This is a genomic window from Stenotrophomonas genospecies 3, from assembly GCF_054473855.1.
Map to the genome: position 1 here is coordinate 184,366 of NZ_JBTMUR010000007.1, position 14,152 is coordinate 198,517.

General features: G+C 67.6%; 13 protein-coding genes. All 13 read left to right on the top strand.

Annotation, left to right across the window (positions count from 1 at the left end; genetic code table 11):
* Nucleotides 1-6: 6 nt before the first annotated feature.
* The 13 genes from ACX9OT_RS11485 to rseP all read left to right on the top strand — a co-directional run bounded on the left by ACX9OT_RS11485 (nt 7) and on the right by rseP (nt 14,105).
* Nucleotides 7-2,385, top strand: coding sequence for a fimbria/pilus outer membrane usher protein (locus ACX9OT_RS11485; protein WP_459002150.1), 2,379 nt, complete (start codon nt 7-9; stop codon nt 2,383-2,385).
* A complete protein-coding gene (locus tag ACX9OT_RS11490; protein WP_458073659.1) occupies nt 2,382-3,419 on the top strand; it encodes a Csu type fimbrial protein in 1,038 nt (345 codons plus the stop codon). Before ACX9OT_RS11485 ends, ACX9OT_RS11490 begins: the two co-directional genes overlap by 4 nt.
* A gap of 230 nt (nt 3,420-3,649) precedes the next feature.
* Nucleotides 3,650-3,868, top strand: coding sequence for a hypothetical protein (locus tag ACX9OT_RS11495; protein WP_459002214.1), 219 nt, complete (start codon nt 3,650-3,652; stop codon nt 3,866-3,868).
* On the top strand, nt 3,868-4,566 hold the full coding sequence (locus ACX9OT_RS11500; RefSeq protein WP_459002152.1) for a fimbrial biogenesis chaperone: 699 nt from the start codon (nt 3,868-3,870) through the stop codon (nt 4,564-4,566). The genes ACX9OT_RS11495 and ACX9OT_RS11500 overlap by 1 nt, the downstream gene beginning before the upstream one ends.
* Before the next feature lie 219 nt (nt 4,567-4,785).
* The gene (gene rpsB, locus ACX9OT_RS11505; protein WP_005408748.1) at nt 4,786-5,592 is read left to right on the top strand and encodes a 30S ribosomal protein S2; all 807 of its coding nucleotides are present in this window, start codon (nt 4,786-4,788) and stop codon (nt 5,590-5,592) included.
* Nucleotides 5,593-5,718: 126 nt separating this feature from the next.
* Nucleotides 5,719-6,594 carry a translation elongation factor Ts gene (gene tsf / locus ACX9OT_RS11510; protein ID WP_459002154.1) on the top strand — a complete coding sequence of 292 codons (876 nt, stop codon included), beginning with the start codon at nt 5,719-5,721 and terminating at the stop codon, nt 6,592-6,594.
* Between the two features lie 258 nt (nt 6,595-6,852).
* Nucleotides 6,853-8,391 (top strand): GGDEF domain-containing protein, encoded by a 1,539-nt coding sequence (locus ACX9OT_RS11515; protein ID WP_049399536.1) that lies wholly within the window; start codon nt 6,853-6,855, stop codon nt 8,389-8,391.
* Nucleotides 8,392-8,512: 121 nt separating this feature from the next.
* Nucleotides 8,513-9,241, top strand: a complete 729-nt coding sequence (gene pyrH / locus ACX9OT_RS11520; protein ID WP_012510513.1) for a UMP kinase — start codon at nt 8,513-8,515, stop codon at nt 9,239-9,241.
* A gap of 96 nt (nt 9,242-9,337) precedes the next feature.
* Nucleotides 9,338-9,892: a ribosome recycling factor gene (gene frr, locus ACX9OT_RS11525; protein WP_032127942.1), complete on the top strand. Its 555-nt coding sequence runs from the start codon at nt 9,338-9,340 to the stop codon at nt 9,890-9,892.
* A gap of 5 nt (nt 9,893-9,897) precedes the next feature.
* The gene (gene uppS / locus ACX9OT_RS11530) at nt 9,898-10,665 is read left to right on the top strand and encodes a polyprenyl diphosphate synthase (protein WP_032127943.1); all 768 of its coding nucleotides are present in this window, start codon (nt 9,898-9,900) and stop codon (nt 10,663-10,665) included.
* Nucleotides 10,662-11,498, top strand: coding sequence for a phosphatidate cytidylyltransferase (locus ACX9OT_RS11535; protein ID WP_459002158.1), 837 nt, complete (start codon nt 10,662-10,664; stop codon nt 11,496-11,498). Before uppS ends, ACX9OT_RS11535 begins: the two co-directional genes overlap by 4 nt.
* A gap of 2 nt (nt 11,499-11,500) precedes the next feature.
* On the top strand, nt 11,501-12,691 hold the full coding sequence (locus ACX9OT_RS11540; protein WP_279912328.1) for a 1-deoxy-D-xylulose-5-phosphate reductoisomerase: 1,191 nt from the start codon (nt 11,501-11,503) through the stop codon (nt 12,689-12,691).
* 55 nt (nt 12,692-12,746) lie between these two features.
* A complete protein-coding gene (rseP, locus tag ACX9OT_RS11545) occupies nt 12,747-14,105 on the top strand; it encodes an RIP metalloprotease RseP (RefSeq protein WP_032127946.1) in 1,359 nt (452 codons plus the stop codon).
* Nucleotides 14,106-14,152 lie beyond the last annotated feature (47 nt).

A 14,152-nucleotide genomic window follows, 5' to 3' on the forward strand; every position in this document is an offset into this window, starting at 1 on the left:
GCGTTGATGGGCGCGCTGCTTGCTGCCCTGGCTCCTGCGGCGACCCAAGCCGCCGATGTGTCCGGTGCAGCGGCTACCGCCACCGCCGATGTATCAGGCATCTCCGCCGATGCGATGCTGCCACCGCCCACACCGTTGACCGCCAACCAGACGCTGTACCTGGACGTTTCGCTCAACAGCACCCCACGCGGACTGCTGCCTTTCATCGAGAACCGTGGCCGCCTGCAGGCCAGCCCCGACGTACTGCGCCAGCTCGGCTTCAACGCCCACGGCGATGCACCGGTGTACCTGGACCAGATCAGCGGCGCGGTGGTGCGCTATGACGCACGCCTGCAGACCCTGGCGCTGGACGTGCCACTGGACCAGCTGACCCTGCCAACCACCGTGCTCAGCCGCCCGCAGACACGCGCGCCCGCAGGCAGTGCCTCACCCGGACTGCTGCTCAACTACGACGTGTATGGCAGCCGGGTGGATACGCTGGGCAACCTCAGCCTGAGCTCCGAACTGCGCCTGTTCGGCGTCGGCAACGGCACCTTCGAAAACACCGCGGTCAGCAGGCGCTACCAGCAGCCTGGCGACCGTCGCTGGCGTGGTGAGAGCGTGCGCCTGGATACGCGCTGGAGCCTGGATTTCCCCGACCAGGCGATGACGCTGGAGGTCGGCGATTTCTACAGCGGCTTCGTCGACTGGACCCGTCCGGTGCGCCTGGGTGGCCTGCAGATCGGTCGCAACTACGGCCTGCAGCCCTATCGCGTGCTGACCCCCACGCCCAGTTTCCTCGGCCAGGCGGTGGTGCCGTCGACGGTCGAGCTGTACGTCGATGGCCTGCGCCAGTACAGCGGCCAGGTCCCGGTCGGCCCGTTCCAGCTGGCCGCACAGCCGGGGATAAGCGGCACCGGCAGCGCACAGGTGGTGGTCACCGACGCATTCGGCCGCATGCAGACACTGGATTTCAGTTTCTATGGCACCCAGCAACTGCTGGCCAAGGGCCTGTCGGACTGGTCCGCCGGCATCGGCCACCTGCGTGAGGACTTCGGCCAGCGCTCCTTCGCCTACGACGACCGCACCGTGGCCAGTGCCAGCTGGCGCGGTGGCATCAGTGACACGTTCACCGGCGAGGCTCATGCCGAAGGCGGTGGTGGCCTGGCCCAGGCCGGCATCGGCGGCTGGTGGCTGTTGGGTGGCGCGGGCGTGTTCAACGCCGCCTATGCGCACAGTGACTATCACGGCCTGCAGGGCGGGCAATGGGCACTGGGCTACAACTGGAACAACCGCCGACTCAACGTCAATCTGCGCACCGTGCGCAGCCATGGTGATTACCGCGACTTGGGCGCACTGCAGGGCAACCTGCCGCCGAGCATCAGCGAACAGGCCACGGTCGGCGCCGACCTGCTGCGGCTGGGCACGCTCAGCGCCAGCTACCTGCGCCTGCGCTACCCCGATGGCGAAGACAACCGCTACGCCAGCCTGTTCTGGTCGCGGACCTGGAGCCAGCGCTGGTCGGCCTACCTCTCGGTGAACCAGAACCTGGACCAGAGTGATGACCGCAGCATCTATCTGTCGGTAACCGCCAGCCTGGGCAACAACCGCCAGGCCAGCCTGTCCAGCCAGCGCAATGGCGACAGCCAGACCTGGGTGGCCGACGTCACCCAGCCGGTGCCCGGCGATGGCAGTGCAGGCGGCATCGGTTGGCGCGCGCAGGTGCGCCACGGCGAGGACGGCAGTGGCGGCCTGGCCGAAGTCGGCATCCTCAATGACGTCGGCCGCTACTCCTTCGGCGCCTCTCGCCAGGGCGGGCTCAACTATGCCTACGGCAGCGCCAGTGGCAGCCTGGTCTGGATGGGCGGGCACGCGTTCGCCACCCGCGAGGTCTCCGATGCATTCGCGGTGATCAGCACCAATGGTGTCGGTGGCGTGCCGGTGCGGCTGGAGAACCGCCTGATCGGCGTCACCGATGATCGTGGCCTGTTACTGGTCAGCCCGCTGCTGTCCTGGCAGCGCAACCGGGTCTCGATCGACACCCTGGACCTGCCCGAGGACATGCGTGCCGACCGCATCGAGGACTGGGTGACGCCGCGCCAGCGCGCTGGGACCCACGTGACATTCCAGTTGCGCTCGCGGCCCTCTCTGAGCCTGACGCTTCAGAGCATGGACGGGCAGCCGCTGGAAGTGGGCAGCGAAGTGCAGTTGCCCGGCGGACGCCAGGCCACGGTGGGCTATGACGGCCTGCTGTATCTGGAAGACGTCGCTGCCGGCAGCGTGCTGTACATCACCACCAGCCGCGGCCAGTGCCGGGTGAAGGTACCCGAGCAGCCCAAGGTAGTGGCGTCCGGCGCCCGGCCGAAGCCGGCACCGCTGCCGTGCATCCCGGAGGTGGCGCCATGAGAGTGCTGCTGCTCGGCATGCTGCTGTTCGCCGGCCTGCTCGCGGCACTACCGGCCCAGGCGACAGCGGTCTGCACGGCAACCGCGAACCCGACCCTGCCGTTCGGCAACATCAACAGCAACGCTCCCGGCCCTACGGCGGCGACGCTGAACATCACGGTGACCTGCACCACCGCCGCACTGAGCCTGCTGGCCACCACCGGCGTCCGCGTCTGCGTGGGTGTCGGCGCAGGCAGTGGCGGCGGCAGCAGCTCCACCTTCCGCACGATGTCCACTTCCAGCAGCGACACCATGAATTTCCAGCTCTACAACAACGCCAGCTACGGCCAGGTCACCGGCCTGGTGCCACGCGGCACGCCGCCGGCGCAGGAACTGACCATGAGCTACAACGTGCCGCTGCTGACCGGCGGCAGCGGTGCGCAGTCCGTGCAGCTGTTCGCGCAGATCCCCGCCAACCAGATCCTCGCTTCGGGTGCTTACAGCAGCACCTTCAGTGGCGCCAACGTGGTGCTCACCTGGGCCTGGAACGAAGTCCTGCTCGGCAACGCCACCGTGCCGGCCGCCTGCAACGGCGGCGCAACCGGCACCAACAGCGCCAGTGCGGCCTTCAGCTTCACTGCCACTGCCAACGTGCTGCCGCAATGCGGCAGCTACGTCACCACCAACATGGACTTCGGCAACGTCACCGGCAGCATTTCCGCCAACATCGACCGGACCGCCACGCTCACGCTGACCTGCCTGAAGAACACCGCCTACCAGATCAGCCTCAACAACGGCCAGAACAACCCCGCCGCCTCCACCACCCGGCGCATGGCCACCACCATTGGCAGCGGCACCTACTACCTCCCCTATGAGCTGTACCGCGACGCCGCGCGCAGCCTGCGCTGGGGCAATACCCTCAATGTCGATACCGTTGGCGGCACCGGAAGTGGCAGCGCGCAGCAGCTGACCATCCATGGCCGGGTGCCGCCGGTCACCGGCCAGCCCCCGGCCGGTACCTACAACGATCTGGTGCAGGTGACGATCACTTACTGACCTGTGTGCCGACCAACGGTCGGCATCCACCGGGATGGATTGGAATGGTCGGCACCCACCGGGGTGGGTTCCGGTAGATCCACGCCGTGCGTGGATGCGCGCATCACTCCTGCGCCAGGACCAGTCGACTGGCAGTCGACCCTACAGATTCGGCCGATCCGGCCGATACCGCGCAACGGGTCCTACAGTACGGTGGATGGCAGGTGGTTCGCGCACTTCTGATCGGGGCGATGCTGGTCGCCAGTACGCCCGCGTGGGCCGATCCCGGCAGCACCTCCCTGCAGATCCGGCTGACTGTGGTCGAGGGCTGCAGCAGTGATGCCGGCAACACCCGATGCGCGGCACCGCACCGGAGCAGCGACGCGCCCGAGCTTCCGCAACAGATCCGCGACCTCGCGCCGCCGGCCGACAGCGACGACGCGGCGCCTGCCGTGACCCTCATCTACTGATGCGCATCCTGCTGAGCCTGCTGGCACTGCTGCTGGCACTGCCCGCCGCGGCACTGGACCTGGTGCCCACCACCCTGCAGCTGCCCGCCGAAGGGGGGCACGGCGAGCTGTGGCTGTACAACCCCGGGCCCGGCCGCTGGCAGGGCGAGGTTCGGATCCTGGCCTGGGAACAGCAGGTCGATGCGGAAAAGCTGCGGCCCAGCGACCAGATCCTGGCCAGCCCCTCCCGGCTCGACTTCCCGCCCGGCACCCGTCAACGCATCTGGCTGCTGCCTCGGGAGACGTCGCCCGTTGCCTTCGAGCAGGCCTACCGGGTGATCCTGAGCCCCAGCGGACCGGACCTGCCACGCTACTCGCTGCCCTTGTTCCGGGGGCATGCGACGCCCCTGGCGCGGCCGGACCTGCATGCCGGGATCGAGCCCGGCACGTCGCAGCCTCTTCTGCGACTGCGCAACGCAGGTTCCGTTCACGCCCGCCTGCACGATCTTGCGTTCGTCGCCGGCGATGGACGCCGCACCCTGCTGCTGCCGGGACTGGCCGGCTACCTGCTGGCGGGCCGGGAACGCCGCTGGGCCCTCCCCGTCCATGCCGGCGGCTATGCCGGTGGCCATTTCCAGGCCCGGCTGCAGGACGGCCGCGTGGTCGATCTCACCGCGCCGGACCCGGCAATTGCAGCGAGCGCTCCCAGCGGGCTATAATCGACCGGATTTCTGCCGCCTGCGTGCGCGGGAGACCGTCCACACCGGACGTCACCGGTGAATCCACACCTGCTGCCCCCATCCGTGCCGGGGTGCTCCGCAAGGAGTTCGGCCACGGAGGCAACAGGGAAGCCCAACCCCGGAACCATCCGCGCTTCCACGCGTCCCGCATACCTATCCCGCGGGCGGAAACGCCGGTTCCATATCAGGAGTATTGCAATGCCCCAGGTCACCATGCGTCAGATGCTGGAAGCCGGCGTCCACTTCGGCCACCAGACCCGCTACTGGAACCCGAAGATGGCTCCGTACATCTTCGGCGCCCGCGGCAAGATCCACATCATCAACCTGGAAAAGACCGTCCCGCTGTTCAACGATGCGATGAACTTCATCTCGTCGGTTGCCCAGAAGCGCGGCACCGTCCTGTTCCTGGGCACCAAGCGCAGCGCCCGCGAAACCATCAAGGAAGAAGCCGAGCGTTGCGGCATGCCGTTCATGAACCAGCGTTGGCTGGGCGGCACCCTGACCAACTTCCGTACCGTCAAGCAGTCGGTTGCCCGCCTGAAGGAACTGGAAGCCGGTGAAACCGACGGCACCTTCGAGAAGCTGGTCAAGCACGAAGTGCTGGGCCTGCGTCGCGAGCGCGACAAGCTGGAAGCCTCGCTGGGCGGCATCAAGGACATGAACCGTCTGCCGGACGCCATCTTCGTGATCGACATCGGCCACGAAGACATCGCGATCAAGGAAGCCAAGAAGCTGGGCATCCCGGTCATCGCCGTGGTCGACACCAACTACAACCCGGAACTGGTGGACTACGCCATCCCGGGCAACGACGACGCCATCCGCGCTGTGCAGCTGTACGCCCGCGCCGCTGCCGACGCCGTGCTGGAAGGCAAGGCTGCTGCGCCGCACGCTGCTTCGGTGCGTGAGGAAGAGTTCGCCGAAGCTGCTGCCGAAGGCGAAGAGAAGCCGGCCCGCCGCGCTCCGGCCAAGAAGGCTGCCAAGAAGGGCGACGACGCCCAGGCCTGATCCAGGCCCCGGGGTGGACGCCCGGCGTCCACCCTCCCTGCGCGCAGCCTTTGGCGCGTGACAGGACCGTGTCACACGGGCCGGCCACCATGCCGGCCCAACCCCTTTCTTTCGTGAGGTAATCCCGTGGAAATCACTGCTTCCCTGGTCAAGGAACTGCGCGAGCGCACCGGCGCCGGCATGATGGAATGCAAGAAGGCTCTCACCGAAGCCAACGGCGACATCAACGCTGCTGCTGAAGCCATGCGCAAGTCCGGCGCTGCCAAGGCCGACAAGAAGGCTGACCGCGTGGCCGCCGAAGGCCGTCTGGGCTTGGCCCAGGATGGCGGCAAGGCCGTGCTGGTCGAAGTCAACTCGGAAACCGACTTCGTCGCCAACGATGACAACTTCAAGTCCTTCGTCAATGCCGTCGCCGCTGCCGCCCTGGCATCGGGCGCCAACGACGTCGAAGCCGTGAAGGCTGCCAAGCTGGCCGATGGCCGCACCGTTGAAGAAGCCCGCGCCACCGCCGTGCAGACCCTGGGTGAAAACATCCAGATCCGTCGCATGGTGAAGGTTGATGGCAACAACACCATCGGCGCCTACGTCCACACCAACGGCAAGGTTGGCGTGCTGGTCGACCTGGTCGGCGGCGACGTCGAGCTGGCCCGTGGCCTGGCCATGCACGTGGCAGCCCTGAAGCCGCCGCACAACAAGGCTGAGGACGTCCCGGCCGAGTTCGTCGAGAAGGAAAAGGAAATCGAGCTGGCCAAGATGTCCGAAAAGGACAAGGCCAAGCCGGCCGAGATCCTGGAAAAGATCATCAGCGGCAAGATCAACAAGATCGTCAGCGACGTGACCCTGTACGGCCAGACCTACGTGCTGGGCGACACCACCGTCGAGCAGGTGGTCAAGGCCGCTGGCGCCGACGTGGCGGGCTTCAAGCTGCTGATCGTCGGCGAAGGCATCGAGAAGGTGGTGGAAGACTACGCCGCTGAAGTTGCCAAGGCGATGCAGGTCTGATTCCAGCCTTCCGGCTGTGAAGCGACCAGAAGGAGCCGCGGGAAACCGCGGCTCCTTTTTTACGTATGGGCCAAGGGATGAACCCATGCCCCATCGGTGGGTGCGCACCGATGGTGCGCACAACCGGCACCTTTGCGTTGCGCGCGAATCAAGCCGATACTCGGCGCAGGGAATCCACAGTCACATAGCAGGAACGAAAATCGCGGACTGTGATGCATTCCTAGGTATTCTTGTCCCAATGGAATTGAACGACCCGACATGCCTCCCGAGCTGACAGCTGCCCTGGCGCTCTGCCGCAACCTGCCCTCGCCACCCGGTATTGCCCTGCGCATCATCGAGCTGGCCCAGGACCCGGAAGCGGACATCGCCACCGCCGCCGACATCATCGCCATCGACATGGCGCTGAGCGCTCGCATGCTGCGCATCGCCAATTCGCCGCTGTACGCCAGCCGCCGCCGCATCGAGAACCTCGGCCAGGCGCTGACCATGCTCGGCCTGAATGCCACGATCAGCCTCGCCCTCGGCTTCACCGTCACCCAGGGCCTGACCGGTGGCGGCGGTGCCGACCACGACCTGCGCCAGCGCGCGTGGAAGCGCAGCATTCTCAGCGCCCTGGCCGCCAGCCAGCTGGGCCAGGCGCGCGGCCTGCGCCGGCTGGAGGAACTGATGCTGGCCGGGCTGCTGCAGGACCTGGGCGTGCTGTGCCTGGCCCAGGCCGAATCGGAGCGCTACCTGCCACTGCTGCGCGAAGCCCGTGACAATACCGATCTGGTCGCACGCGAGCGCGAGGAACTGGGCTGCAGCCACGCCGATGTCGGCGCTTGGGTGGCCGAACAGTGGGGCCTGCCGCGCTACCTGGTGGAGAGCATCAGCCACAGCGAGGACGACGACGCTGCCGATTCGCCGTTCCAGGCCTGCGTACAGCTGTCCGGCGCTGTCGCCGACATCTGGCTGGACGAAGACGCCGATGCCGCCCGCGAACGCGCCCTGCACCAGGTGCATGACCGGCTGGAGCTCGACAGCGCCCGTTTCGACCAGGTGCTGACCCGCATCAGCGATGCCCTGCCGGATATCGCCAGCCTGTTCGAGGCCGGCCTGAACTCGCCCTCGCGGGTCCGTGAGCTGATCGACCACGCGCAGGAGCTGGCCACCCTGCGCAACCTGCGCGAGCTGCAGGATGCCGATCAGGCACGCCGCCGCGCCGACGAATTCGAGGCGCGGGCCAAGCGCCTGGCCGACCAGGCCCACCGCGACGCCCTGACCGGCGTGCTCAACCGCCGCCAGCTGGAGGCGGTGCTGGAACAGGAGTTCCTGCGCGCCGGGCGCCAGGGCTGGCCGCTGTCGGTGGCCTTCATCGACCTGGACGACTTCAAGAAAATCAATGATGCCCACGGCCACCTGACCGGCGACGAGGTGCTGCGCGCCTTTGCCGGCAAGCTGCAGGGCCAGCTGCGCAACAGCGACACCGTGGCCCGCTTCGGTGGCGAGGAATTCGTCGCGCTGCTGCCCAACACCAGTGAATCGGTGGCGCTGGACGTGATCCGGCGTGTGCTGGCCAACATCGTCGCCACGCCGATGGCCGAGCTGGAGGGAGGCCCGCTGTTCGTCACCTTCTCCGCCGGCGTGGCCACCCAGGGCGGCTACGAACGCTTTGCCGACGTGCAGGACCTGCTGCGCGCAGCCGACGATGTGCTGTACCGCTCGAAGAACCTGGGCCGCAACCGGGTGATCGCCCGCTCCCCCGGCGCCCTCGGCCACGACGAGCTTTCAGCCACCGCCGGCGCCGAGCTGGGCTGAACGGGACGCCCCGCGTGAGCGGGGCGGACGGCAGGATTTCGCGCCGCAGTGCACAAAACACTTTGGCCCAACGCCGCATGCGCGTAGAATCGCCCGCGATTTCCACGCACCCGAGGTCCCTATGTCCAAGCTCGCCTATCGCCGCATCCTTCTGAAACTGTCCGGGGAGGCGCTGATGGGAGATGAGGACTACGGCATCGACCCGAAGATCATCAATCGCCTGGCCCGTGAGGTCATCGAAGCCCAGCAGGCCGGTGCCGAAGTGGCGCTGGTGATCGGCGGCGGCAACATCTTCCGCGGCGCCGGCCTGGCCGCCGGCGGCATGGACCGGGTCACCGGCGACCAGATGGGCATGCTGGCCACGGTCATCAACGCCCTGGCCATGCAGGACGCCCTGGAAAAGCTGGGCGCCAAGGCCCGCGTGATGAGCGCGATCAAGATCAACGACGTGTGCGAGGACTACATCCGCCGCCGCGCCATCCGCCACCTGGAAAAGGGCCGCCTGGTGATTTTCGCCGCCGGCGTCGGCAGCCCGTTCTTCACCACCGACTCCGGCGCCGCGCTGCGTGCGATCGAGATCGGTGCCGACCTGCTGCTGAAGGCCACCAAGGTCGATGGCGTGTACGACAAGGACCCGAACAAGTACAGCGACGCGGTCCGCTTCGACAGCCTGAGCTACGACGAAGTGATCCGCCGCGGCCTGGAAGTGATGGATACCGCCGCCTTCGCGCTGGCCCGCGACAGCGACCTGCCGATGCGCGTATTCGACATGGGCCAGCCCGGTGAGCTGCTGAAGATCCTCAACGGCGAGAACATCGGCACCCTGGTCCAGGGCCGCGATCCGGCCTGAGCCTGAGCGCCAGGCGAGCTGCGGGCCGATTCAGGCCCGGCAGCGTCCCGTATTCGCCTATAATCGCCCGATTCCAGTTACACCCAGGACCGGGCGATGCTCAACGACATCAAGAACAACGCGCAGACGCGCATGGCCAAGAGCATCGACGCTCTGAAGCACACCCTCACCTCGATCCGCACCGGCCGCGCCACCCCGGCCCTGCTGGACCGCGTCACGGTCAGCGCCTATGGCAACGCCAGCACCCCGCTGAACCAGGTCGCATCGATCTCCAACGCCGACGCCCACTCGCTGCTGGTCACGCCGTTCGACAAGAGCATGATCAAGGAGATCGAAAAGGGTCTCTACAACGCCGAGTTCACCCCGAACACCCTGGGCACCGCGATCCGCATCAACATGCCGCCGCCGACCGAAGAGCGCCGCAAGGAGCTGGCCAAGCAGGTGCAGAAGGAAGGCGAAGGCGCCAAGATCGCGATCCGCAACATCCGTCAGGACGCGAACAAGGAAATCGCCAAGCTGGTCAAGGACAAGGCGATCAGCGAAGACGAGAAGAAGCGCGGTGAGGACGACATCCAGAAGTTGACCGACACCAACATCAAGGACGTCGACAAGGTCGTTGCCGACAAGGAAAAAGAACTGCTGTCGGTCTGAAGTCGATGCCTTCAGTCCCGCCTCCGTTGCCGGCCGCCCTGCCCCGCCACATTGCCATCATCATGGATGGCAATGGGCGCTGGGCACAGCAGCGCCGTCGTCCGCGCGTGATCGGCCACCGGGCCGGCGCGCGTGCGGTCAACCGCACCATCGAGCGCTGCCTTGAGCTGGGCATTCCGGCGCTGACCCTGTTCGCGTTTTCCAGCGAGAACTGGGGCCGGCCGCAGGAAGAAGTCGATGCGTTGATGAAGCTGTTCCTCGGCGCGCTCGACCGCGAAGTGGACGAGCTGCATCGGCGTGGCGTGCGCGTGCGCTTCATCGGCGAGCGCGAACGCTTCGGTGCCGGGCTGGTCAGCCGCATGCAGCTGGCCGAGCAGCGCACCGCAGACAACACCACCCTGACCCTGTCGATCGCCGCCAGCTACGGTGGCCGCCAGGACATCGCCCGTGCCGCGCGCGCGCTGGCCGCTGAAGTCGCCGCCGGCCGCCTGCTGCCCGAACAGATCGACGAATCGCTGCTGGGCAGCCAGGTCGCCCTGGCCGACCTGCCGCCACCGGACCTGTTCATCCGCACCGGTGGCGACACCCGCATCAGCAACTTCCTGCTGTGGCAGCTGGCGTACACCGAGCTGTGGTTCACCGAGGCGCTGTGGCCAGACTTCGATCCCGCCCTGCTGCAGCAGGCGCTGGACGCCTACGGCAGCCGTGAGCGTCGTTTCGGCCTGACCAGCGCCCAGATCGCCGCACTGGCCACCGAGACTTCCAGCCCATGACCAAGACCCGAGTCCTTGCCGCGCTGATCATGGCGCCGGTCGCCATTGCCGCGATCCTGCTGCTGCCGACCCAATGGCTGGCAGCGACGGCCGCTGCGGTGCTGCTGATCGGCCTGTGGGAGTGGCTGAAGCTGGCCGGCATCGAAGACACCCTGGCGCGCACCGTGCTGCTGGTACTGAACCTGCTGCTGATGGTGCTGCTGGTGTGGGCCGATGGCAGCACGCTGGTGCTGTTCCAGATCACCACATTGGCCGGTGTTGCCTGGTGGCTGGCGGCGCTGGTCTGGCTGCGCTTCTTCAATTTCGGCGCGCAACCCTCGGCACCCTCGCGCATCGTGAAGATGCTGGCCGGTACGCTGGCCATCGTTCCGGCCTGGGCCGCGCTGGTGCTGATCCATGCGGGCGGCGATCCGCCGGGCAAGCAGGGTCACCTGTGGCTGCTGGCTGCGCTGGCACTGGTCTGGGCGGCCGATTCGGGCGCCTATTTCGCCGGCCGTCACTTCGGCAAGCACAAGCTGGCCCCGCGCATCAGCCCCAACAAGACCTGGGAAGGCCTGTTCGGCGGCCTGCTGGCCGGTGTCGCCGTGGCCGTCGGCCTGGGCTGGCTGGCCGGCATCGATACCACACACCTGCCGGGCCTGCTGATCACTTCGGTGGTGGCCGTGTTCGCCTCGGTGCTGGGTGATCTGTTCGAAAGCCTGATCAAGCGCCACGCGGGCGCCAAGGACTCGGGCCACCTGATTCCGGGCCATGGTGGCGTACTCGACCGTGTCGACGGCGTCCTGGCTGCAGTGCCGGTGTTCGCACTCGGCAAGGAAATCTTCGGGTTCTGACCATGAATGCTGTCGCAGACCTGCGCCGGGTCGCCGTATTCGGCGCCACCGGCTCGATCGGTGCCTCCACGCTGGACGTGATCGCCCGCCACCCGCAGCGCTACCAGGCCACCGTGCTGGCCGCCGGTCGTCAGGTGCAGGCGTTGCTGGCACTGTGCCGCCAGCACCGGCCCGCGCACGCGGTGATCGCCGACGAATCGCTGTTCGCTGAGCTGCGCGATGGCCTGCGCGATGCCGGACTGGCCACCGAGGCGCATGCCGGCCATGCCGCGCTGGACCAGCTGGCCGCCAGCGATGCCTGCGACACCGTGGTCGCCGCCATCGTCGGTGCGGCCGGGCTGTCTTCCACCCTGGCCGCCGCCGCCGCGGGCAAGCGCATCCTGCTGGCCAACAAGGAATCGCTGGTGCTGGCCGGTGAGCTGCTGACCCGCACCGCAGAACGCGCCGGCGCCGAGATCATCCCGATCGACAGCGAACACAGCGCGATCTTCCAGTGCCTGCGCTCGCGCGATGCCAGCGTGGATGGCGCCGGCGTGCGCCGCATCCTGCTGACCGCCTCCGGCGGCCCGTTCCGTGGCCGCAGCCGCGCCGAGCTGGCCCAGGTCACCCCGGCCCAGGCCGTTGCCCACCCGAAGTGGTCGATGGGGCCGAAGATCTCGGTCGATTCGGCGACGTTGATGAACAAGGGCCTGGAAGTGATCGAGGCCCACCACCTGTTCGGCATCCCCGGTGAGCGCATCGAAGTGCTGGTGCACCCGCAGAGCCTGGTCCACTCGCTGGTCGAGTTCGTGGACGGCTCAACCCTGGCGCAGATGGGCCTGCCGGACATGCGCACCACACTGGCCGTTGGCCTGGGCTGGCCACAACGCATCGAATCGGGCGTATCCGGGCTGGATCTGCTGGCCCAGGGCCGGCTCGATTTCGAGGCCCCGGACACCGACGCCTTCCCCTGCCTGGCCCTGGCCTGGCAGGCGATGCGGGCCGGCGGCACCGCCCCGGCGGTGCTGAACGCTGCCAATGAAGAGGCGGTTTCAGCGTTTCTTCAGGGCCGGATCGGTTTCCTGACCATCCCGGAGCTGGTTGCTAACGCTCTTTCAACACTGCCGACCCAGCCAGCCGATACACTGGAGGTCCTGTTGTCCGCCGACCAGCGGGCACGCCAGCTGACCCTGAACGCCATCGACGCCGCCTGAACGACCGCCTCGCCCAGCATGACGACGCCGCCCCTGCCCGCCACTGTGAGCCTGCATGACTGACTTCATCGGATCGGTCTGGTGGATGATTGTCAGCCTCGGGCTGCTGGTCACGTTCCACGAGTTCGGGCATTACTGGGTCGGGCGCCTGTGCGGGGTCAAGATCCTGCGCTTCTCGGTCGGCTTCGGCCGGCCGCTGTGGTCCCGCCGGGACAGGCACGGCACCGAGTTCGCCATCGCCGCCATCCCGCTGGGCGGTTATGTGAAGTTCCTGGACGAGCGCGAGGTCGAAGTGCACCCGCACGAGCGCGGCCAGGCCTTCAACCACAAGACCGTCTGGCAGCGCATCGCCATCGTCGCCGCCGGACCGATCGCCAACCTGCTGCTGTGCATCCTGCTGCTGTGGGCGATGTTCGTGATCGGCAAGCAGGATTATTCGCCGACCATCGGCCGTGTCAGCGGCATCGCCGCCAGCGCCGGCCTGACCAGCGGCGACCGCGTGCTGCGCGTGGACGAGCGCCCGGTGGTCACCCTCGGCGAGGCCAGCATGGCGCTGACCGCCGCCGCGATGGACCGCCGCGACGTGAAGCTGGAAGTGCTGGACCCGGCCGACCAGGTGCGCGTGCGCAGCCTGCCGCTGTCGCAGCTGCCCCCCGGCTTCGATGAACGGCGCGTGCCAATCCTGGCTGGCCTGTACTGGCAGTCGTGGCTGCAACCGGCGCTGGTCGAGTCGCTCACCGCGGACTCCGTGGTGGCCGGGCAGCTGCAGCCGGGCGATCTGATCGTAGCGATCGACGGCCAGCGCATCGACGGCGCCGACCAGGTCATCGGCGAGATCCAGACGCTGGGCCGCGCCGGCGGCCCGGGCATGATCGAGGTCCTGCGGGGCGGCGAGCGCCTGGCGCTGGAAGTCACCCCGCGCCAGGGCAAGGATTCAAAGGGCGAGCCGATCTGGCAGATCGGCGTGCAGTTCCCGACCTCGTTCAGCCCTCCCTACGACACCCTGCTGCGCTATGGCCCGCTCGACGCGGTCACCGTGGCCGTGCGCGAAACCGGCCGCCTGGCGGCCGATTCGCTGGGCATGATGGGCCGCATCGTCACCGGCAAAGCCTCGCTGCAGAACGTTTCCGGGCCCGTCACCATCGCCCGGGTAGCCAACATCTCGGCCAAACGCGGCCTGGACTGGTTCCTGCAGTTCCTTGCCCTGCTGTCACTCAGCCTGTGCATCATCAACCTGTTGCCGATCCCGATCTTGGACGGCGGCCACCTGCTGTATTACCTTATCGAGTTGGTCAAGGGCAGCCCGCTGAGCGAGCGTGCCATCGCCGCCGGCCAGTACATCGGCCTGGCGTTGCTGGCCGGGCTGATGGGGTTGGCGTTCTACAACGACATCCTCGGCCTGGTCCCGCGATGAACTTTTCCACGTTGTTGCCGTCTACAGCGTCGGCATCCCGCACCAAT